The 21445-nt window shown below is 35.3% G+C and carries 17 protein-coding genes; 15 read left to right on the plus strand and 2 right to left on the minus strand.

Annotated features, from left to right (window positions below):
- The first annotated feature begins 227 nt into the window (after nucleotides 1-227).
- Nucleotides 228-944 carry a DUF4767 domain-containing protein gene (locus IGL15_RS01485; protein WP_010727259.1) on the plus strand — a complete coding sequence of 239 codons (717 nt, stop codon included), beginning with the start codon at nucleotides 228-230 and terminating at the stop codon, nucleotides 942-944.
- A gap of 59 nt (nucleotides 945-1003) precedes the next feature.
- Here IGL15_RS01485 and IGL15_RS01490 read toward each other — a convergent pair whose 3' ends face one another.
- A complete protein-coding gene (locus tag IGL15_RS01490) occupies nucleotides 1004-3997 on the minus strand; it encodes an LTA synthase family protein (RefSeq protein WP_308722788.1) in 2994 nt (997 codons plus the stop codon).
- 254 nt (nucleotides 3998-4251) lie between these two features.
- Here IGL15_RS01490 and sstT point away from each other — a divergent pair, with 254 nt between their 5' ends.
- The 3 genes from sstT to truA all read left to right on the plus strand — a co-directional run bounded on the left by sstT (nucleotide 4252) and on the right by truA (nucleotide 7185).
- Entirely contained in the window at nucleotides 4252-5472 is a 1221-nt protein-coding gene (gene sstT, locus IGL15_RS01495) for a serine/threonine transporter SstT (protein WP_002304113.1), read from the plus strand.
- Between the two features lie 146 nt (nucleotides 5473-5618).
- Entirely contained in the window at nucleotides 5619-6254 is a 636-nt protein-coding gene (locus IGL15_RS01500) for a DUF998 domain-containing protein (RefSeq protein ID WP_002294730.1), read from the plus strand.
- 190 nt (nucleotides 6255-6444) lie between these two features.
- The gene (gene truA / locus IGL15_RS01505) at nucleotides 6445-7185 is read left to right on the plus strand and encodes a tRNA pseudouridine(38-40) synthase TruA (RefSeq protein WP_104765329.1); all 741 of its coding nucleotides are present in this window, start codon (nucleotides 6445-6447) and stop codon (nucleotides 7183-7185) included.
- 144 nt (nucleotides 7186-7329) lie between these two features.
- Here truA and IGL15_RS01510 read toward each other — a convergent pair whose 3' ends face one another.
- Complete coding sequence (locus tag IGL15_RS01510) at nucleotides 7330-8967, minus strand: membrane protein (protein WP_002297448.1); 1638 nt, start codon at nucleotides 8965-8967, stop codon at nucleotides 7330-7332.
- 145 nt (nucleotides 8968-9112) lie between these two features.
- Here IGL15_RS01510 and IGL15_RS01515 point away from each other — a divergent pair, with 145 nt between their 5' ends.
- The 11 genes from IGL15_RS01515 to IGL15_RS01565 all read left to right on the plus strand — a co-directional run bounded on the left by IGL15_RS01515 (nucleotide 9113) and on the right by IGL15_RS01565 (nucleotide 21388).
- Nucleotides 9113-10801 (plus strand): hypothetical protein, encoded by a 1689-nt coding sequence (locus IGL15_RS01515; RefSeq protein WP_010728044.1) that lies wholly within the window; start codon nucleotides 9113-9115, stop codon nucleotides 10799-10801.
- Nucleotides 10788-12422, plus strand: a complete 1635-nt coding sequence (locus IGL15_RS01520; protein WP_104765327.1) for a 6-pyruvoyl-tetrahydropterin synthase-related protein — start codon at nucleotides 10788-10790, stop codon at nucleotides 12420-12422. Before IGL15_RS01515 ends, IGL15_RS01520 begins: the two co-directional genes overlap by 14 nt.
- A 174-nt stretch (nucleotides 12423-12596) precedes the next feature.
- On the plus strand, nucleotides 12597-13430 hold the full coding sequence (gene msrA / locus IGL15_RS01525) for a peptide-methionine (S)-S-oxide reductase MsrA (protein ID WP_002338584.1): 834 nt from the start codon (nucleotides 12597-12599) through the stop codon (nucleotides 13428-13430).
- Between the two features lie 113 nt (nucleotides 13431-13543).
- Nucleotides 13544-14500 carry an aldo/keto reductase gene (locus IGL15_RS01530; RefSeq protein WP_181045224.1) on the plus strand — a complete coding sequence of 319 codons (957 nt, stop codon included), beginning with the start codon at nucleotides 13544-13546 and terminating at the stop codon, nucleotides 14498-14500.
- Nucleotides 14501-14788: 288 nt separating this feature from the next.
- On the plus strand, nucleotides 14789-15487 hold the full coding sequence (locus IGL15_RS01535; protein ID WP_002331959.1) for a FadR/GntR family transcriptional regulator: 699 nt from the start codon (nucleotides 14789-14791) through the stop codon (nucleotides 15485-15487).
- A gap of 149 nt (nucleotides 15488-15636) precedes the next feature.
- Nucleotides 15637-16953 carry a PTS sugar transporter subunit IIC gene (locus IGL15_RS01540; RefSeq protein ID WP_002307860.1) on the plus strand — a complete coding sequence of 439 codons (1317 nt, stop codon included), beginning with the start codon at nucleotides 15637-15639 and terminating at the stop codon, nucleotides 16951-16953.
- 16 nt (nucleotides 16954-16969) lie between these two features.
- Entirely contained in the window at nucleotides 16970-18385 is a 1416-nt protein-coding gene (locus IGL15_RS01545) for a glycoside hydrolase family 1 protein (RefSeq protein ID WP_104765325.1), read from the plus strand.
- Nucleotides 18386-18848: 463 nt separating this feature from the next.
- The gene (locus IGL15_RS01550) at nucleotides 18849-19169 is read left to right on the plus strand and encodes a PTS sugar transporter subunit IIB (RefSeq protein WP_002287582.1); all 321 of its coding nucleotides are present in this window, start codon (nucleotides 18849-18851) and stop codon (nucleotides 19167-19169) included.
- A 25-nt stretch (nucleotides 19170-19194) separates the two neighbouring features.
- The gene (locus IGL15_RS01555) at nucleotides 19195-19512 is read left to right on the plus strand and encodes a PTS lactose/cellobiose transporter subunit IIA (RefSeq protein ID WP_002307863.1); all 318 of its coding nucleotides are present in this window, start codon (nucleotides 19195-19197) and stop codon (nucleotides 19510-19512) included.
- Between the two features lie 28 nt (nucleotides 19513-19540).
- Nucleotides 19541-20794, plus strand: coding sequence for a PTS sugar transporter subunit IIC (locus IGL15_RS01560; RefSeq protein ID WP_002307864.1), 1254 nt, complete (start codon nucleotides 19541-19543; stop codon nucleotides 20792-20794).
- Nucleotides 20795-20923: 129 nt separating this feature from the next.
- Nucleotides 20924-21388 (plus strand): GNAT family N-acetyltransferase, encoded by a 465-nt coding sequence (locus IGL15_RS01565; RefSeq protein ID WP_002299899.1) that lies wholly within the window; start codon nucleotides 20924-20926, stop codon nucleotides 21386-21388.
- The last annotated feature ends 57 nt before the right edge of the window (nucleotides 21389-21445 follow it).

Genomic DNA, 21445 nt, shown 5'->3' on the forward strand with positions numbered 1-21445 from the left:
TCAAATACAAATATAAAGCGTGAGAAAAACAGGAAAAAAACACGAAGTTTTGTCTTGAAAATAAAATAAAAAGAAGCACCCGCTGATGTTGTCTATAAGACATCAGCGGGTGCTTCTTAGTTTTTAAAAGGTTTAAAAGATGGATGAGAAAATACAAAAAATCAATAAAATCACATTGCTTATTTGATAGAATAAAGAAGTGGGAGTAATCGAAAGGAGTTTTTTAATTGAAAAAAAGGATTTTAGTAACAATTGGTCTAGCTTTTTTGTTAGCTGGTTGTACCAACGGGAATGAATCGAAAAAAGAATCAACAAAAGAAACAGCGAAAGCAACAATTGCAACTACTACAACAACTAGCACAGAGAGCAAGTCAACTGCAACAAGTACAGAAACAGCAGATACCTCTACTTCGTCAGAGTCTTCCAAAACGACTGAAACAACTCAAACATCTACTTCAAGTTCTTCTGTAGAGGCTTCATCTTCCTCTTCAGAAAGCAGCGAACAAGTCGAACAAACACTGTGGAATGCAGACAAAGCCGCACAATTAGAGGCATTTATGACCAAATGGGGCCAAACAATGGGACAACAATACAAAAGTTATACGAATCAAATGAGTGTGGACTTATATGGTCTTAAAGTCCCTCAAGCTATTTTGAACGGGGAGTGGAAGATGGCTATTGGTGGAGTGCCTGTTTCTGCAGAATGGTCAGAAAGTGGGACAGGTCAAGCAGATTATCAAATCACAGCCGTCTATTCCGATGCAGAGACAGAACCATATCTGAAAAAGCACGTCTATCTATTCGGGTTTCAGCAAAATCAGCCAAAAGTATTGGTGACACAACAAAATCAGGGGAATCCCGATAATTATCTTTACTTTAACGAGACAGCGAATAATGAATTGAAAAATGGCTTTAATCAAATCGTTTATGGACAAGCAAATTAATGAGATAAACAAGGGGTTGTGACATGTCTTTTATCACAACCCCTTGCTCAGTTTATTTGTTAGTCTTTTATTTTTTGTGTCGCCCATGTTGCACTGTACTGGTTACCTGCAACAAGATCATATTGTATCAGACGATAATCTTCTAGAATTTCTTTTTGTTTCTCAGTTAAATTTTTTTCTTGGATAATTTGACTATCCTCTGTAACAAAGACCTGTTTTCCATTAAAACGATTAGACAAGCTTTCTGTAGGATCAATTGTTAATGCAGGTAGATGATTAGATACTTCTGTCAACAACGCATAGTAAGGAGTTACTTTGATATTCGCATGCTCAAGAGCCATAGCACCAAAGTTATTAGGAGCAACAACTTCTTTATTTAACGTAGCTGCTTGTTCACGACTATACTTGTTGTTATAAATGAAATAATCTGTCTGGTGCTGTTCTAATCCATATTTTTTCGAATCATTCCCACTATAGATTGCGGGTAAATGGTCACCATAAAAAACAAAGGTAATCGGTTTATCGATTTTGTCGATTTCTTGGATGAATTTTTTTACTGCTGTATCGGTATAGTGAAGGCCTTGCATATAAGTTTGTAATTCTTTTCTTCTATTAGGAATGACAGCAGTTCCTTCAGCAGTGTAGTTCAATTCACTATAGTAATCATCATAAGGCATATGGTTTTGCATAGTGGATAATTGGATGAATTGCGACGTTTCTGTATTGCTTTGTAAAGCTTTCAAGGTTTCTTTGTATGCTGAATCATCCGATATGCGTGGGCTTTGTTCTATTTTATCCGTATAAGTTAATTTATCCGGACTGTCTAAATAATAGAACCTGTCAAAACCAAATTTATCAAACACTTGTTTTCTGCGATAAAGAGCAGCTGTAAAAGGATGGATGGCTATTTTTTCATCGAATAGATCGGTAATATTTGGACTTATTTTCTGACGCTCCACTAGCTGGGTATAAGGTGTAACTAACGAAGCAGACAGGTTACTGATACTCAAGCCTGTCAGTCCTTCCCATTCCATGTTAGCTGTTCCGCCACCATAACCGACGGATAACATCAATCCTCCTGTTCCTTCTGTTATAATGCTTTTGATGTAAGGAATAGGGTCTGTAGGTACTGTCAGATTAGGGACACGTGCAGGATCACTGAAGCTTTCACTTAAATTGAGAACGATCGTCTGATTGTTTAACCAGTCACTTCTTGTTTGGTTGATTTCATCTGCCTTTGTGTTGTACTTTTTCATTATTCCATTAATTTTTTCTTTCGAATAGCCAGCAGGTTCTTCCATGATTTTAATGTCGATATTGTTTAGGAATTGAATGACTGGTCCGTTATCTTTTACGGCGCCTTGCTGGTTAAAGAAAGTCTTGTTTACTTTAAATAAATTAAACAGCAAGAAAGAAGGCGAATTTTTGTGATTAATGAAAAAGACACCCGAAAAACATCCTAATAATACAGCGATACTGATAAATCGACGTTTCCAATGAATCTTCAAGGAATACTGTTTTTGTAGTCTACGTTGTACAATAATACTAGTAATCAATAATAGGAGAAAGATCAATCCGCCCACGATTAATAAGACTGGGCTAACCATCGATAATAGTTCTGACAATCCGGTCAGCATTTTTAAATCTGAAGGAAAGACAGGCTCTTCCCGCATTTCCATTTTGATTACTGTCGAAATAGTGAGCAGTAAGTTAATGATCAAGGTAGCAGTCAAGGCGTACCAAAAACGATTGGAAATCAACAATAGTAAGAAGAAAAATCCCATAATAATGATGATTGTCAGGATCATGGGTGCTTGTCGCTGAGTAAATATTTTTAAGGCAACCTGGATAGTTTCTTTCCAACCTTCTTTTGGTTCTAAAACGAAAATCTGCACGAAGGTAAAGCAGTAAAAAAATGCTGCAACTAAAAAATAACTTTTATGAACAAAAAGCCAATGAATTCTTTTTTTCCAACGCTGAGTTAATTGTTCAATCGAATCAAAAGCGAAGTATTCGATAAAACGATGAATGAAACGGATTTTTTGTATATAAAATAAAAAGATAACTAGGAGGGACACTGCTAATAAATAGTAAATAAAAAACTGCCCGATATTTATCAGCCATGCCTTCCCTGAGTTTGGAAATTCACGTTTCATAAATGTAGATACGCGATAAGAAACTAAAGGGAAATTACATATAACTTGAGTGACAATCAAAAATACAGCAAGAAAATTTCCTCTTCCTTTTATACCTAATTTATCAGATAGCATTTCTAAAAATAAAAACGAAGAGAAAGTATAATACATTGCGAAGAGAGAATATGGTTTAGAAAACCTCAGCGCTGTATCTGTATTTCCTCTGATGATGAGTGAAATTTGTGTCATCAAAATAATCAAACCGAATAAAACAATCAAGCTGATAAATACTTGAGGAAGCTTATAGCGGACCTTTTCTTTCCAGTTCCATTCTTTCAAACCATAACCCATTAAAAATAAATAAAAAATCCATAAAATACTCTGTCCATTCTGTAATGCAAACGGGTCTTTATTAAATAGAGTAGAGCAGCCAACTAATCCAATTGTTAAAAATAATAGTAGATATTTAATTGTTGTTTTCGATAATTTATTTAAAAATCCAACTGTATAAGGAATACTACAAAAAAGCAAAGTACAAGAAACAGCATAAGTAAAGTAATTCTGACTGATAGGTGTTAGGATAAGCCAATAATCACGAATATTCAAGCTGCCAGCTTGTACGTAAAAAAAGATATTGCAAGCTAGTGTGGCTGTTAGGAATATAAAGGCAAAACGACTTAAATAATGTAAAACTTTTAAACGGGCGATTTTTTGATATTGGTAACCCATGTAAAGTGGGATCAAATTTGTACCAATAACAACGGAAGTTTGTAAAAATGTATAGATGTAGAATCGACCAGGGTTTGTTGCATATGTAGGAATAGTGACTGCTGAAATCAATATACGCTGTAAAATCATCATTATACAAGCGACAAAGATTGTCAGGAAGCCATAACTCTCCTTCTTTATTTTTTTCAAGAATAAACACCTCACAAAAAAATTGGACAAAAACATAAGAAAACGTTTCCTGAGAAGTTGCCCATTAATAACATCCTAACTTAGAATATCTCAAAAAACAACGTGTAGACAGAAAAAGTGCAAAATTAGCAAGTAATGGATGTTTGTATTGTTAGAATTTTTAGAAAATTATACCTTTAGTTTCTTTGCATAAAATGATACAATGATTGTTAAAATTGTGAAAGGGTGGTCATTTGTTAGAGAAGTTTTTGGATATGTCGTTAGTTCAACGTATTGTTGTTGGTATTTTAGTCGGAATATTGTTTGGTATCTTTTTCCCCACATGGACATTTATTTCAATATTGGGGACGTTGTTTGTCAGTTGCTTGAAGGCAATCGCACCTATTCTGGTTTTTTTCTTGACGATGGCGTCAATTGCCAAGCATAAAATTGGGAATAAGACATTCGTGAAGCCTATTTTGATCTTATATTTAGTGGGAACATTGCTTTCTGCACTTGTAGCAGTTATTGTAAGTTCAATTTTTACTGTTCCTATTACTTTACAAGAAACAGTATCTGAAAAAGCACCGCAAAGTTTGGAAAGTGTTTTATCTACTATGTTGACGAATGTCACACAAAATCCTGTTCAATCTCTTATTGATGCGAATTACCTTGGCGTCTTATTCTGGGCTGTATTGTTGGGACTAGCTTTTCGAGCACGTTCAGAATCGACAAAAGAGTTGGTGGATCAGATATCTATAGCGTTGTCACAAGTCGTACAAGTGATTATTGCATTTGCTCCGATAGGGATTTTAGGATTGGTTTATCAATCAATTGCTACGACTGGAATCGCTGGATTGGCAGAGTATCTGCAGCTTTTACTTGTTTTGATCGGTACGATGCTGTTTGTCGCATTAGTTGTGTACCCATTCCTCACGTTTTTGTTTATTAAAGAAAATCCCTATCCATTGATTTTCTTTTGTTTGAAAGAAAGCGCACTTCCCGCTTTCTTTACCCGAAGTTCTGCCGCAAATATCCCGATAAACATGATGTTAGCTGAAAGATTGAAATTGACAAAAGAGTCTTATTCCATATCGATCCCGTTAGGTGCTACGATCAATATGGGCGGTGCCGCGATTACCATTTCCTTGATGACGTTGACTGCTGTACATTCTTTAGGGATTGAAGCACCTTTTGTTTTGAAAGTCCTTTTATGTATTTTGTCTGCTTTAGCTGCTTGTGGAGCTTCAGGTGTTGCGGGCGGTTCACTGTTATTGATTCCATTAGCATGTAGTTTGTTTGGTATCTCTAATGATGTCGCGATGCAAATCGTCGGTATTGGATTTATTATCGGTGTTATCCAGGATTCAATGGAAACTGCCTTAAATTCGTCAAGTGATCTGTTGTTTACTGCAATAGGAGAGCTAGGCGCGCGTAAAAGAAGTGGGGAAAAAATCAAATTGAAAGATTGTTTAGATGGATTAAGTGAACGTTGAACGTTAGATATTTAGTATTTTTAAAATGATTCGAGTTTTTAATGAGTTATATAGATGTTCGTGTAAATAGAGGTTTCTGTTAAATCAAGATAAAGTCGTTTATAATAACAATTAAAAGCATAGGTAATTGTTATTGGAGGCGTATCATGGATTTTTTACGTAAATTTGGTTTTTTCTTTTTATTATTAGGCGTGCTGAGTGATTTTTTGACTCCGTACGTATTAGGATTGTATTATCCTGAATTAGATCAAATGAAGAGCGTGATCAGTGTATTTGGAGAGGTTTCCAGTCCTGTAAGAAAAGCGTTTCTTATTTGGTCTGTGGTTTCAGGGATCTTTTTCATCCTGTCATTGCCTGCATTGTATGCTGCATTTGTAAGTACATCTCGTGTGTTAGCTACCCTAGTTACAGCAGCCATCGCGTTCTATGGTATAGGTGATTGTATCTTTACAGGTTTGTTCAGTATCAATACCCATGAATCTTCGTGGAATGTCTCGACATGGGTCCATAATATCGGATCAGGTTTAGGTTACAGTGGTTTTTTATTGTTTCCAGTTCTTCTTTTCTTGATCTATCGAAAAAATGGGCAAATGGACGTAAGCCACTTATACCTTGGACTGTCTGTGATCAGTTTGCTTTTTGCGGCGATTTATGGACTGGCAAGAATTCCTTCTATAAATTCTTGGCCATTACTGAATAAAATAGGTTTTTGCCAAAGAATCAGTTTTTTCTTTAATTATGTGCCCATTGCCTGGTTGAGTATCTTGCATCTCAAACAGTAAAACTTGAGCCGTCAAATTGAACAGTCAGCGGATACTTCATCCGGTGGCTGTTTTTTGTTTTTCTGAAATATATATTTCCACAGTTTTCTTGTATAGCTTCTGTCTTAGAGAAGCAAGGAGCTATATTTTGTGCTACAATCTTAAAAAGGTAGAGAGAAGACCAAATGGAAGACAGAGGAGCCACTAAAATATGAGAAACATCAAGTTGACAATCGAATATGACGGAAAAAGATATTCAGGATGGCAAAGACTTGGAGATGACGATAAAACCATTCAAGGAAAAATCGAAAAAGTATTGCATCAGATGACAAATGAAGAGATAGAAATTATTGGATCAGGAAGAACAGATGCTGGCACCCATGCGCGAGGACAAGTAGCAAATTTTAAAACAAACACAGAAATTGGACTGGCAGAAATGATCGACTTTATGAATCGTTACCTTCCGCGGGATATTGTCATCAAAAGAATCGAAGAAATGCCTGAGCGCTTCCATTCAAGATATAATGCGGTGGGCAAAAAATACAGCTATTATGTTTGGAACAACGTGATTCCTTCAGCATTTGAGCGAAACCACAGCTTTTATTTCCCTCAAGAGTTGGATATGGACAAGCTGAATGCAGCTTGCGAAAAATTAGTGGGTACACATGATTTCATTGGTTTTTCTGCATTGAAAAAATCAAAAAAATCCACAGTGCGTACGATTGATGAATTATCTATCGAACGAAAGGGAGAAATGCTTCATTTTACTTTTGTCGGAGACGGATTCTTATATAAAATGGTGCGGATTATCATGGGGACATTACTAGAAATCGGCACAGGTACCATGCCGATAGAAACAATCGATGAAATATTTGAAAGCAAAGTGCGGCAACATGCAGGAGAAACCGTCCCTGCACAAGGTCTGTTTTTGGATGAAGTTTATTATCGATAAAAATACTTTGATAATGGATGAAATGCATGTTTCACAGTATAAATATCGATGTTAAATAATGTATGAAGCAAATTAAAGAAATATAAAAAAAGACTTTTTAGCCTGTTTATGTGTACAGCTAAAAAGTCTTTCTTAAATAAAAATCTAGTGAGAATGTTGTACTTCTCTTCTCGGTTGTTTTTGTTTAGAAAAAGTAAATCGATAAAGTAAAAATAAAATCAAAGTAACGATAGATAAATATCTTGAAGCAATTGCTAGTTTTGTGTACTGATAAGTAATAACGACTTTATTTATACCTGGAGGAATAGTTAATTCAGTTGTGCCAAACTTAGATAATTTTGTTTGTACTAGTTTGCCATTAATAGAAGCCACTTGCCCTTTATAACGATAAATAGGTGTCGTCAAGACAGTATTTTTATTATTCGAATTATCTAATTCAATTGTAAGTTTGTTACTCATAAAATGAGTTGTTGGATTTATTTCCTGGTTACCTAGTAAATATTGATCATTATTAATCATATCAGGATGATAGATTGACTCTTTGTTTGCATAATCAGTATGATTGTAATTTTCAGCTATAGCAACAGCGTCTTCAGGTGCTATAAGTGTTAATGAATCTTTGTTAGCATGGATAGAATTGCTTACTCCTGAGAGATGCAATATTAGTGCAAGAAACGTAAAGACCATTATTTTCCATGAATTATTTTTAGTAGAAAAAATATAATAAATCACTATACTCATCGTATAGGCTATAAATAAAGAAGAAAAACCATTTAACCGCCAGACAAATTGTAGACTCTTAACTGGTGTATGGTTAAAAAGTTGCCAAGGAAATAAATTGGTTGAACAAAAAAGAACAAATACACCAAGAAAGAAAATAAATAAATCATCAGCAGTTAATTTTTTTATAAAAATAAAAGCACCAATCAATCCGAGAAATAAGAATAATCCAATAGTATAGTTGTTATAGTTATTATTTAAAATATGTGTCAGCATATCACTAGGAGCCATACCACTTAATTCTTTTCCCAGTGGGACTTTCAATTCTTGTGCTCTAGATTGTTGAATAAAAGGAATTAAGAATCCCGCACTTAAAAAAAAGGTGAGGGCGGTAGCTTTTAAAAGACTTAAGAGTCTAGCGATTTTTTGGTCCCAAAAATAAAAAGAAAGAAACAACGTTCCTCCAATAAATACAGAAACCATAGCGACAGAAAGTAAATGAGTATACACTACTAGCGTCATGCCAATAGACAACCAGTACCATTTTTGGTAATCTCTAATATAAATTTCGTAACACCCCATTAGTATCAAAGGCAAAAATGTTAAAGCGACAGCTTCTCCCAATGAAGCACGATGGAATATGTCAATGGCACGATAGGCGGAAAATGTATAAATAATCGAAAATAACAGCGAAATATAACGATTGTTTTTTATTTGTTTCATAGAAAAATAAGAAACGACCATTGTTAAAAAAGTGATAAAAAAATAGTAGATATTATAACCTAAAACAAGATTTCCCATCATTTTATAAAATAAAAAAGCTGGATAAAGAGTAAGCCATGGATAAAAAATATTCATCATTGTTCCATGATGATCGAAGTTATTGAAGTTTACTGGAGAACTCCATACATTATCTAGTCCTATGATTCGAGATAAATGAAAGTAAGTATCCTGATTGACACTATGATAGATTCCCTTAGACATGAATAGAGGGATGACGTAAGCAAAACTTAGAAATAACATAAAAATGATATCTATTATTTGGTTTTTGTTTTTTTTCATTTTTTTCTCCTATTTAAAAGTAATAAAAATTGATTCTTTTCTAGTATATCATACTAGTGCTATGAAAAATTTAACGCAAAGCTTATTAAAAAAAGACAATTCTAGTATACTGAAAATAGAATTAAAAAAGGAGAACAACAAATCTATGAAAATAAGTAAAAAAGCATTTCTTTTAGTAGTTCTTATCTTACTTAGTACTTTATATTCAGTAAATTTTATGAGAAATGCTCAAGAAATTTATACAACAGGTGATTTATCTTTTCATCTTTCACGAATCAAAGGGTTATCTTCTATTTTTGAAGGGCCAATCAACTATACAACATTTAACAATTATGGAGATGGACTGAACTATTTTTATCCTTTTCTTACAATAATTCCTGCAGTCGTTTTTTATGGAATTTCAAATAACTTAATATTAAGTTATGTTCTATATATTTGGTTATTAAATATTTGTACGATTCTGATTAGTTTTTATTATGGAGAAAAGTTTTTTAAAAAGATAGATGCTGCTTTTTTATTTAGTTGTTTATATACTTTTGCAACTTATCGAACAGTTGATATCTATTATCGATCCGCAATTGCAGAAGCAATCGCTCTTACGATTATCCCAGCTGTTTTATATTATGCTTATGGATTGATATTCAATAGAGAAAAAAAAGTCATCGCTTTATCTGTCAGTATAAGTCTACTTGTGTATACTCATGTCTTAACTACACTATTGTGTAGTGCATTGATTGCTTGTATGATTATAGTTCGTTTGTTTTTAAGCAAGCAAATAAAAAACGATATAAAATTTGTGGTCGTGAATTTAGTAAAGGCTGTTTTTTTGACTTGTGTATTAACTAGCTATTTTTGGTATCCTATGTTGCAGCAGATGAATTATCAAGAAATACACAGTCCCTTCAAAACAGATTTGCAGCTAGAAGCACTTTCTATTTCAGATAGTATCATTCAAGCGTTAAATAACGATATTACAACATACACTATGGGGTTATTAGGATTGGTTGCGTTGATTTTTCCTTTATTCATACTGAAAGAAATGGAGAAAAAAGAAAAAATCATCTATATTGGCGTAGTTTCTACATGGGTATGCGTAACTAATTTATTTCCATGGTTTTTGTTTCAAAAAACACCGATAAGCTTGCTCCAGTTTCCTTGGCGTATCTTAGGTATCCAAATCTTTTTTTCTTCAATGATCATAACGCTTGTTTTTATGAAAAAGACTATGAATAAAAAATATTCATGGTTAATCATTGGCGCTACTGTGGTGTTTCTACTCGTCACGTCTATAGCAGCAAAAGAAAATTACGCAAAAGTTATCCAATCAAAACACGGTCATATTGTTATCAATGAAGAAACACTCCCACGTTATACAACATCAGATATGGGAGGATTATACGATTACGCCCCAACAGAAGCGATAAAAGAAAGGCCTCACTTAGAAAAACATGAAGTAAAAGTAGGAGAATCGTGGGAAAAAGGGAAGTATAAAGCTGCAGATAATAACATTACTTACACAGTGGCAAGCAACAAAAAGCAAAAAGTGACAGTACCAGTATATGCTTATTTAGGTACACAGGTAAAAGTAAACGGTAAAGTCGTAAATGACTCTTATAAAAAACATGGCTTAGTGAATGTGGATGTAAATGCTGGAGAAAATAAGATAGAAATTACAACAAAATATACTCCAACTGCTCTCATGGCTTTATGGATCAGTATTCTGACTTATTGTTTAGTGGTGTATTCAAGTTTTAAACGATTTGCACCTAATAAGTTGAAAGATTCTCGATATGTGACTAAAAAGGAGATAAACAAGAAGAATGAAAATAAATAAAAAAGTAGTAATATTGAGTGGATTAATTATAGTTAGTAGTATATATTCTTTCATCTTTTTCAAAAATACACAGAGTATTTATACCACTGGAGATCTTTCTTTTCACTTATCTCGAATCAAGGGGTTATCGACTATTTTTACCAGTCCGATTAATTATGAGACATTCAATTATACTGGATATGGTGTAAATTATTTTTATCCCTTTCTGACTTTTTTTCCAGCTGTAATGTTATATTGGATGACAAAAAATTTGATTGTAAGCTATATTATTTACGTTTGGTTATTGAACTTGTGTACAACACTCGTAGCTTATCATTATGGCGAGCGGTTTTTAAAACAAAAAAAAGCGGCATTTTTATTTAGTTGTCTCTATATTTTCTCTGCTTATCGGACAGTAGACATCTACTATCGTTCCGCAATTGCCGAAGCTATCGCAATAACACTTGTTATCCCTGTATTATTTTATGCTTATCAAATCATCTCTGGAAAAGAAGAAAAGTATCCGTCTGTAAAGCTAGCATTGAGTATGAGTTTGCTAGTGTACAGCCATGTACTATCAACATTAATGAGTACAGCATTAATTATCATTTTTATTTTTATTCGTTTGGTTTCTAAAGGTTTCAAGAATGCAGATTTTATTGCTATATTTAAAAAATTATTTAGTGCGGCAGGAATGACATTGGTTCTGACGAGTGCTTTTTGGTATCCGATGTTTGAACAAATGCTTTACCAAAAAATCAACAAACCTAGCGTGACAAATTTATATGCTCATGCATCTAATGTGTTCGATAGTCTGACTGAAGCTATGAACAACGACTTAACTACTTACTCAATGGGACTAGTTGGTCTGTTATCTTTATGTATTCCCCTGATTTTATTTAAAAAATTAACAAACATAGAAAAAAAGATTTATTATGGTACGTGTTTGACTTGGCTAGCTACAACTAGTTTGGTGCCATGGTATCTTCTGCAAAATACGCCAGCCAAATTGTTACAATTTCCTTGGCGGATCTTAAGCTTGCAAATAATATTCTCTTCTCTGATATTAACGATGATATTTTTCAAAAATAGAAGATACAATAAGACAAGAGAACTATTTTATTTATTTATGACTGTTTTGTTATTAATCACTTTAACTGTTTCTAGTAAAAAAAATTTCAATCAAAAAATAATTTCTCAGCCGGGACATATTGTTGTAAACAAAGAAACAGTAGAGGCGTATACCACTAAAGGAATGGATTATTTTTTATATGATTATTCTCCTATCGCTTCATTGGAGAATAAGGAGCATATAATAAAACACGAAGCAAAGATTGGCAGTCAATGGGTAAACCTTCCTTATAAAACAACTGGTAGTTCTATCATATATAGAGTAACTAATGAGAAGAGCCAAGTAATCACACTTCCTGTATATGCTTATTTAGGAACGAATGTAGAAATAAATCATCAACCTGTAAAGGAGCAGGTGAATGCTAATGGATTGGTACAAATAAGCGGAGTCGAAGGAGTTGCTGATATTAAAGTAAGCACAAATTATACAGTAACGACTATTATTTCTTATCTTGTTACATTAACTGCATATTTATGTTTATTTTTTAAAATAGTTTTCCATAAAAGGTAAATTAACTTTTCATTTATAAAATAAATTGATTAAAAAGGAGAATCTGTCGATAAGGATTCTCTCTTTTTTATACGAAAAATCTGTAGGGGGATGAAGTAATCGCTTATTTCCTCACTTTATGATAAATTACAGCTAAAGTCACTAGCTTGTCTTCTTCGGAAAGGAGGAGAATCTATGGATGAGGAACAAATATTCATTCAAACACTTTATAATCTGATTTTGAATCCGAATACACGAGATTGGGAACGAAAAGTATTGATTCAGACAAAGAATGACACAAGAGAAAATATATCCGTTAAAGAACAGTTATCAAAACTAGAAGCAACACTACGTCCATTAGCTATCCGAATGAATCTGACGCCTGATGTAATGGACTTTTATTTATTGATTACGGAAGGATTTGATAAGGAGCAAAAATATGACTTTTCCAAGCATGCCATGCAAGATGCTGACTATCAAGAACGTGCAGTATTTGCAGGGGGATGTTTCTGGTGTATGGTCGAGCCGTTTGAATCGAAAAAAGGGATCCTATCTGTTTTGTCAGGATACACGGGCGGACATGTTGAAAAACCAAATTATGATCAAGTAAGTGGTGGTTACACAGGTCATGTGGAAGCTGTGGAGATCATTTATGACACAAGAGAAATAAGTTATAGCGAGTTGCTGACAATCTATTGGCAAATTACTGATCCCACAGATACATTTGGACAATTTCAAGATAGAGGGAAGCAATATCGTCCAGTGATTTTTTATCAAGACGAACGACAAAAAGAATTAGCGGAACAATCAAAACAGAAACTAGACAGTTCAGGAACTTTCCACCAACCAATCGTCACAAAAATCGAACCAGCCGGTACGTTTTGGCCAGCAGAAAACTATCATCAGCAATTTTACAAAAAACAACCGAAACGTTATAAAAAAATCCAGCAAGCACGTAATCAATTTCTGATCTATCAACGAGTAAAAAACAAATGGCAAAAAAATATACGAAAAAATCATTTTGAGTAACTCCTTTTCTTTAAAATGTAGTAAACTAAAAATAGAAAACAAGAAAGCGTTTTAAAAAGATTTGATGAGGAGGAGAAAAATTGTATATTGCAGATAGTGCACGTTATGAAAAAATGGAATATCGTAAATCCGGTCATTCAGGTTTGAAATTACCGATTCTATCTCTCGGATTATGGCAAAATTTTGGTGATTATGATCCTATCCATAATCAAAGAGAGATTTTAAGAGGCGCATTCGACATGGGAATTACCCATTTCGACCTTGCGAATAATTATGGAGGCCCTGCTGGAGCTGCAGAGAAAAACTTTGGGCGTATTTTTAGAGAAGATTTTCAAGCCTACCGTGATGAAGTGATTATTTCTAGCAAAGCAGGTTATCATATGTGGGAAGGGCCATATGGGGAATGGGGCTCTCGTAAATCCATCATTTCAAGTTGTGACCAAAGTCTCCAAAGAATGGGGCTAGATTATGTTGACATCTTCTATCATCATCGCCCAGACCCTGATACACCTTTGGAAGAAACAGCAGAAGCTTTGATGCAACTTGTAAGACAAGGAAAAGCATTATATATTGGTATATCCAACTATAATGGAGAAGATACAAAAAAAATGACTGAAATTTTAAAAAGAAAGGAAGCACCGTTCATTATTCATCAGATGCGCTACAATATGTTTTCTCGTGCACTACTAGAAGACGATCTATCTCCAGTATTAGAAGAAGAAGGGCTAGGGGCAATCACGTTCAGTCCGCTTGCTCAAGGGTTGCTGACAAATCGTTATCTACATGGTATTCCTGAAGATTCTAGAGCACATCGTAAGGAAATACCATTCCTTTCAGAAGAACAAGTTGGATCAACTCTGGAAAAAATCAAAGCACTGCAAACAATCGCCGTATCACGAGGACAATCATTAGCGCAAATGGCCCTTGCATGGAATTTGCGACAAAAATCTGTTACAAGTGTACTGGTCGGAGCAAGTCGGTTAAGGCAGTTACAAGAAAGTGTTCGAATGATGGATAATTTAGATTTCTCACCAGAAGAAGAATTGAGAATCGACCAAATTCTAGAATAGAAACGATGTAATCAAACTTTTTATCCATATATTAAAAAAAACAAAAGATGACATCAAGAATCGAATGAAGATCGTCTGTTATTGAACATCATATTTTTTGTCGTTCAAAATAAAAATGATCGAAGGCTAGGAGTGAATTTTATCCTAGTCTTTTTTATGGTAAATATCTTCTTCGTTTGTATGTCTATGAACGGATTAATCAATTTTGTATACAAAAAATCATCAGATGATTCAAACGTGTTATAATAATTACGAAAAAATACATCAGATGAAAAGGAGGTATGTGGTTTGGAAGAAAATAAAACCCTAGTAGAAGTAACTACTGACAAGATCCTTAGATATTTAAAGGAAATGCAGTTGCAAGTAGGAGATAAACTGCCGAATGAATATGAATTGTCCGATTATTTAGAGGTGGGGCGAAGCACGGTGCGAGAAGCTGTGCGGGCTCTAGCTTCCAGGAATATCCTTGAAGTTCGGCAAGGAGCGGGGACATTTGTCAGTGATAAGCGAGGGATTGCCAATGACCCACTCGGTTTTTCTTTGATTGAAGATCAGGATCGGATGATACGAGACTTATTTGAACTGAGATATTTATTGGAGCCTAAGATGGCAGGTTTGGCAGCGGAATATGCAACGAAGAATCAAATCGTCCAAATGAAAAAATTAACGCAAAAGATTGAAACTTCTTTTCGAGAAGGCACACAAGAACATGTTCAATTAGACATCGATTTTCATACGATGGTTGCAGAAGCTAGCGGAAACGTAGCCTTGCTGCATATTATCCCAATCATTAATGAATCAATTGCTTTGTTTAATAAAAATTATGATATCCAGCATCTGAAAATCGAGACGATCGATATTCATACAGAGATCGTTCAGGCCATCGAAAGGCGGAATGCACTTGCTGCGTTTGATGCAATGACTGTCCATATGGCAATAAATCGGAGAGAATTACAGAAAATAATAGGAGAAAAAGAAACTAATTGACAGTTCATCTGATGTATTTTATGATAAATACATCAGATGAATTTTTGTTTTATATTTGGTAAAAAAGAGGAGTAAATAGTTTCTGTTCACCAAAATGTAAGCGCTGACTAATAGTCAAAAAGAGATGACGTCAAGGAGAAGAAGCAGGAATGAGGGGATCTGGAATGAGTTTTATGGATAAATTAGCCAATGTTTTAGGGAACGTGGCAACGAGAATCAATAATTTAAGGTATATCATGGTGATAAAAAACGCATTTGCTGCATTGATTCCGGTAATTATTACGGGTGCTTTTGGCACGTTGTTTTCAGCAATGGTCTTTGATTCGGAAAATGGCTTAGCACAGATAAGTTTTTTGCGTTTTTTAGAAGAATTAAAACCTATCGCATCTGCCATCAGCTATGTCACACTAAGTTTCTTGACCATCTATGCTGTTTTTCTGATAGGGATCGAATTAGCCAAGCTGAATAAAGTGGATGGTGTATTCCCTGGTATCATCGCAGTGATGTCTTATTTATCTGTTAATCCAACTGTTTATGAATTAGTGAATGAAAATCAGACTGTTATAGTAGAAAACGTATTGGCTAAACAATATACAGACACGAAAGGGTTATTTTTGGGAATGTTGGTCTCCATCCTTTCTATTGAACTTTATTGCTGGTTGAGGAAACAGAAGAAACTACAGCTGAGAATGCCTGATACCGTGCCAACGAATGTTTCTGCTAGTTTTTCTGCTTTATTCCCCACGATTCTGACTGTATCGGGTATCGCGGCTGCGGGATTTATCATCAAAGAACTTACAGGAATGTACCTTTATGATATCATTTACAATGTCGTACAACGCCCATTAGAAGGTGTCGTACAAGGGTTACCGGGTATTTTGCTATTGATGTTTATTGCGCAAGTCTTTTGGGTGATTGGTATCCATGGAAATCAAATGGTGAAGCCGATACGGGAACCGTTGCTTTTAGCGGCAATTGCTGTAAATACGGAAGCTTTTGAAGCTGGAAAAGAAGTACCGAACATTATTACTATGCCATTTTGGGATATGTATATGAGTATGGGCGGGTCTGGAGTCACGATCGGTTTACTGATTGCAGTATTGTTAGTTGGAAAACGGGAAGATATGAAACAAATCACCAAGTTATCCCTTGCTCCTGGGATCTTCAACATCAATGAACCAGTTATTTTTGGTATGCCGATCATGCTGAATCCAATTTTAGCTATTCCGTTTATCTTAACGCCTCTTATCACCGGAACGATTGGTTATTTTGCAACCGCTTTAGGATTTGCGGCGAAAGCAGTTGTAATGGTCCCTTGGCCGATGCCGCCGATCGTCAATGCTTATCTGGCAACAGCAGGAAATATCGGTGCAGTTATTACGCAACTTGTTTGTATTATTGTTTCTATTTTGATCTATCTGCCATTCGTAAAAGTAGCAAATCGTGTGGAAAATGATGGGGTCTAAAAAACAGGAGGAAATCATGAAAATTACTATTCCAAAAAATTTTATTCTTGGTGCTGCATCTTCTGCTTGGCAAACGGAAGGTTGGAAAGGAAAAAAAGAAGGACAGGATTCGTTTATAGATAGCTGGTATAAAAATGAACATTTTGTTTGGCATAATGAGTATGGCCCAGCCGTAGCAACTAATTTTATGGAACAATACCAGCAGGATGTGGATCTGATGAAATCCATCCATCTGACACATTATCGGACTTCTATCAATTGGGCTCGTTTTTTTACTGATTATGAGAACTGTATAGTAGATGAAGAATATGCTCAGCATATAAGTGAAATGATCGACTCTTTGATCGAAGCAGACGTAGAACCGATGATTTGTTTGGAACATTATGAAGTCCCAGCTTTTCTTTTGGAAAAATATGATGGCTGGTCTTCAAGAAAAGTAGTTGATTTTTATGCTAAGTATGCTCAAATTGCCTTTGATCGTTACGGTGATAGGGTAAAAAACTGGTTTACATTCAACGAACCAATCGTTCCCCAAACGCGTTGCTATTTGGATGCTGTTCGCTGGCCGCATGAACAAAACACAAAAAAGTGGATGATGTGGAATTATCATAAAGTTTTAGCAACGGCTAAAGCAGTAGAGATTTACCGCAGCGAAAATTATGGTGGAAGGATTGGCTGTATTTTAAATCCTGAAATGGTCTATGCTCGATCCAATTCTCCAGAAGACCAAAAAGCTGCTTATATGTATGATTTGTTTTATAATCGAGTATTTTTTGATCCGATGGTAAAAGGGTACTACACAGAAGAGTTCCTGGAGTTGTGTCAAAAACAATCGATTTATTTCGATCCTGCAACAGAGGATTTAGAAACGATTCAGCATCATACAGTAGATTTCCTTGGAATCAATCAATATTATCCTAAACGCGTTCGCGCCCCTCGTTATCAATGGAATGAAGAGACACCTTTCCATCCAGAACGATATTATGAGGTCTTTGATTTACCTGGGAAGAAAATGAATAATTCCAGGGGATGGGAAATCTATCCGAAAATCATGTATGATATAGCCATGTATCTAAAAGAAAATTATCATAATATCCCTTGGCTGATAACAGAAAACGGTATGGGAAGAGAACATGAAGAACGGTATATGGATGAGAAAGGAATCGTGCAAGATGATTACCGTATCGAATTTATCGGACAGCATTTGCGTTATTTGATCAAAGCAACAGAAGAAGGCGCAAATTGCGAAGGCTATATGTTATGGGCATTCACTGACTGTGTGTCACCAATGAATGCATTTAAGAATCGATATGGATTAGTTCGAATCGAATTGAACGATGAACGAAGCAGAACATTGAAAAAATCTGCTTCGTGGTATCAGACTTTGATTGATAAGAGAGAATTAAGCTTGCCTGATGAAGCCTATAAATAACTAGAATTTTTTCGAAGATATTGATTGTATTTGCTGGTTATTTGAAATAAAAGAGGTTGTGAATCCAGCGTTTTGAGCTAATACCCAGGGTCAGCTGATTGAACACCGTTTATTGAGAGGTTGTGAAAAAGCTGTCCTGCAACAAGTAATAAGAACAGCAAAGTAAAAACAACATCTTATGTTTTTAACTTGGTTGGACTTATTACCGCAGATGCAAGCTTTTGAATACCGTTTATTCGAAAAAAGTTGTGACAAGTTTTGTGTCACAACTTTTTTTGTGCACGTTAAAAGAAAAAAGGTAATAAAAATTAATTTGTGTGTTTAGTGTGCGCTTTCTTTTTTAGTGTGTATGCAACTTGGTATAGACCTTAAATGTGATGATATCAACTTTTTAAAGCGCTTTTAAAGTTGGCACGCTACTTGCTTATATACAAGTGTAAGTATAGAAAGGAACGTGTTTAAAATGGAAAAGAAAACAATCATGCTTGTATGTTCAGCTGGAATGAGTACAAGTCTCCTAGTCACAAAAATGCAAAAGGCAGCAGAAGCAAAAGGAATGGAAGCAGACATCTTTGCTGTATCTGCTTCAGATGCGGATAATCAACTAGAATCTAAAAATGTAGACGTTTTACTTTTAGGACCGCAAGTACGCTTTATGCAAAATCAATTTGCTGAAAAGCTAGCACCTAAAGGCATTCCTTTAGATGTAATCAATATGGCTGACTATGGCATGATGAATGGTGAAAAAGTACTCGACCAAGCAGAAAAACTAATAAACAAATAATAAAAATTATCGGAGGATACAATAAATGGAAGATCAAAAAAATCTAGAAGCCGTCATGGGTCTGATCATGTTTGGCGGAAATGCAAAAAGCGATGCAATGGAAGCGATTGCTGCTGCGAAAAAAGGTGATTTCAATTTAGCAGATGAAAAAATCAAAGATGCAGAGGAATCTTTAGTCCAAGCACATCACTCTCAAACAGAGATGCTGACACAAGAAGCACAAGGAAATCACGTTGAAGTCACGCTTTTGACGGTCCACAGTCAAGATCATCTGATGACATCTATAGCTTTTACAGATTTAGCAAAAGAGATCATTGATCTGTATCGTCGATTGAACGCGTAATCTACAGTAAAGAAAAGAGGGAAGATTTATGGATAAATTTGTTGCATTTATGGAGAAACATTTTATACCTGTAGCATCAAAAATTGGTGCACAACGGCATTTAGTTGCGATTCGGGACTCATTTATGGTGAGTATGCCGTTAATGATCTTAGGAGCATTAGCAGTAATGATCAATAACTTACCGATTCCCGGGTTCCAAGAATTGATGAACTCAATTTTTGGTGGTGAATCATGGAAAGGATTCGGGGCTGCTGCTTGGAACGGTACATTTGCCATTCTTTCTGTCTTGATTGCTTTCTTGCTTGCTTATCATTTAGCTAACGGCTACCGAAAAGACGGTGTTTCCGCAGGTGTGATTTCTTTAGGCTCTTTCTTCGCTTTAGGCGGAGCATTAGGTATGAGCTCAAACGGTTTGTTTATTGCTATTATTGTTGGGATTATTTCAACAGAAATCTTTGTACGTTTAAGCGGAAATGAAAAATTGATCATCAAAATGCCTGATGGTGTGCCACCGGCAGTTGCAAAAGCATTTGCTTCATTACTACCAGCAATGATCACTATCTCTGCGTTTGCTTTAGTTGCTGCAATTTTTGCTGCATTCGGTGTTGATGATATCGTAGGTTCTTTCTATACAGTGGTCCAAGAACCATTTATGGGACTTGCAAACTCTTATCCATCTGCCTTACTGCTTGCATTTATCACACCATTCTTATGGTTCTTTGGTTTACACGGAGCGAATATGGTCGATCCTTTGATGCAAACAATCAATGCGCCAGCCATTGAAGCAAACGTTAATGCAATCGCAGCTGGACATAGCGCACCGTTTATCGTGAACAAACCTTTCTTTGACAGCTTTGTCAACTTAGGAGGAACAGGTGCAACTTTAGGTTTACTGTTAGCTATTTATTTAGTAGGACGTAAAAACAAACCATATATGGTTGTAACAAACTTGTCGATTGCGCCAGGTGTCTTCAATATTAATGAACCAACGATGTTTGGGTTACCTATCGTGTTGAACCCGATCATGTTCATTCCATTTATTTTGACACCAATGGTCTTAGTTAGTGTTGCTTACTTTGCGACTTCTACAGGTTTAGTGCCAGCAGCTACCGTTATGCCTCCATGGGTAACTCCACCAATTATTGGCGGTGTATTGGCAACAAAAAGTATTGCAGGTGGTGTACTAGCCGCTATCAATTTGGTTCTTTCTATTTTGATCTATCTACCGTTCGTCAAGGTAGCTACGATCCAAGAAAGAAGAAAAGAAGCTTTAGATGCTTGATTAATCAAAAAACGGAGAACAAGTGATTGTTTTCCGTTTTTTTTTACATCACTATTGTTGTCATTGCTAATTTTCATAAAGACTTGTATAATTTTTGTAAACGTTTTATTTTAGTCGGAGGTTTAAACATTGGTTACATATAACTGGATCAAATTAAGAGAACACCCAGAATTAGTAAAACAAAGTGCGAAGTGGTTTTCATCAAAATGGGGAGTTCCTGCTGTTGTGTATGAGGAAAGTATTCGTACTGGAATCGCTAATAAGGAAAGTATTCCTCAATGGTATGTGGTCTTAGATGAAAAAGAAACCATCGTCGGAGGAGCGGGCGTTATTGAAAACGACTTCCATAACCGCCCTGATTTGACACCAAATCTTTGTGCCCTGTTTGTTGAACCGGAAAAGCGTAAGCAGGGGATAGCCAAGCGGATATTAGCGGAAATCAGAAAAGAAATGCATCAACTTGGGTACGAAAAACTTTACTTAATTACAGATCATACCACGTTTTATGAACGATACGAGTGGACATTTTTGACAATGGTCAAGGAAGAAAGTGGGACGACCGCTCGTCTGTATCAAAGTGATACGATAGGGTGAAAAAAGAGGCATGAGATTTGAAAAATTCTCATGCCTCTTTTTTTTTGCTTGTTCTCT

It is taken from the genome of Enterococcus sp. DIV0436a, from assembly GCF_051711605.1.
GTDB lineage: Bacteria > Bacillota > Bacilli > Lactobacillales > Enterococcaceae > Enterococcus_B > Enterococcus_B faecium.

Excerpts from the sequence above, each read along its gene's own strand:
- sstT (WP_002304113.1), top strand. The coding sequence starts at position 4,252 with ATGTCGTTAGTTCAACGTATTGTTGTTGGTATTTTAGTCGGAATATTG.
- IGL15_RS01500 (WP_002294730.1), top strand. The coding sequence starts at position 5,619 with ATGGATTTTTTACGTAAATTTGGTTTTTTCTTTTTATTATTAGGCGTG.
- truA (WP_104765329.1), top strand. The coding sequence starts at position 6,445 with ATGAGAAACATCAAGTTGACAATCGAATATGACGGAAAAAGATATTCA.
- IGL15_RS01510 (WP_002297448.1), bottom strand. The coding sequence starts at position 8,967 with ATGAAAAAAAACAAAAACCAAATAATAGATATCATTTTTATGTTATTT.
- IGL15_RS01515 (WP_010728044.1), top strand. The coding sequence starts at position 9,113 with ATGAAAATAAGTAAAAAAGCATTTCTTTTAGTAGTTCTTATCTTACTT.
- IGL15_RS01520 (WP_104765327.1), top strand. The coding sequence starts at position 10,788 with ATGAAAATAAATAAAAAAGTAGTAATATTGAGTGGATTAATTATAGTT.
- msrA (WP_002338584.1), top strand. The coding sequence starts at position 12,597 with ATGGATGAGGAACAAATATTCATTCAAACACTTTATAATCTGATTTTG.
- IGL15_RS01530 (WP_181045224.1), top strand. The coding sequence starts at position 13,544 with ATGGAATATCGTAAATCCGGTCATTCAGGTTTGAAATTACCGATTCTA.
- IGL15_RS01540 (WP_002307860.1), top strand. The coding sequence starts at position 15,637 with ATGAGGGGATCTGGAATGAGTTTTATGGATAAATTAGCCAATGTTTTA.
- IGL15_RS01545 (WP_104765325.1), top strand. The coding sequence starts at position 16,970 with ATGAAAATTACTATTCCAAAAAATTTTATTCTTGGTGCTGCATCTTCT.
- IGL15_RS01550 (WP_002287582.1), top strand. The coding sequence starts at position 18,849 with ATGGAAAAGAAAACAATCATGCTTGTATGTTCAGCTGGAATGAGTACA.
- IGL15_RS01555 (WP_002307863.1), top strand. The coding sequence starts at position 19,195 with ATGGAAGATCAAAAAAATCTAGAAGCCGTCATGGGTCTGATCATGTTT.
- IGL15_RS01560 (WP_002307864.1), top strand. The coding sequence starts at position 19,541 with ATGGATAAATTTGTTGCATTTATGGAGAAACATTTTATACCTGTAGCA.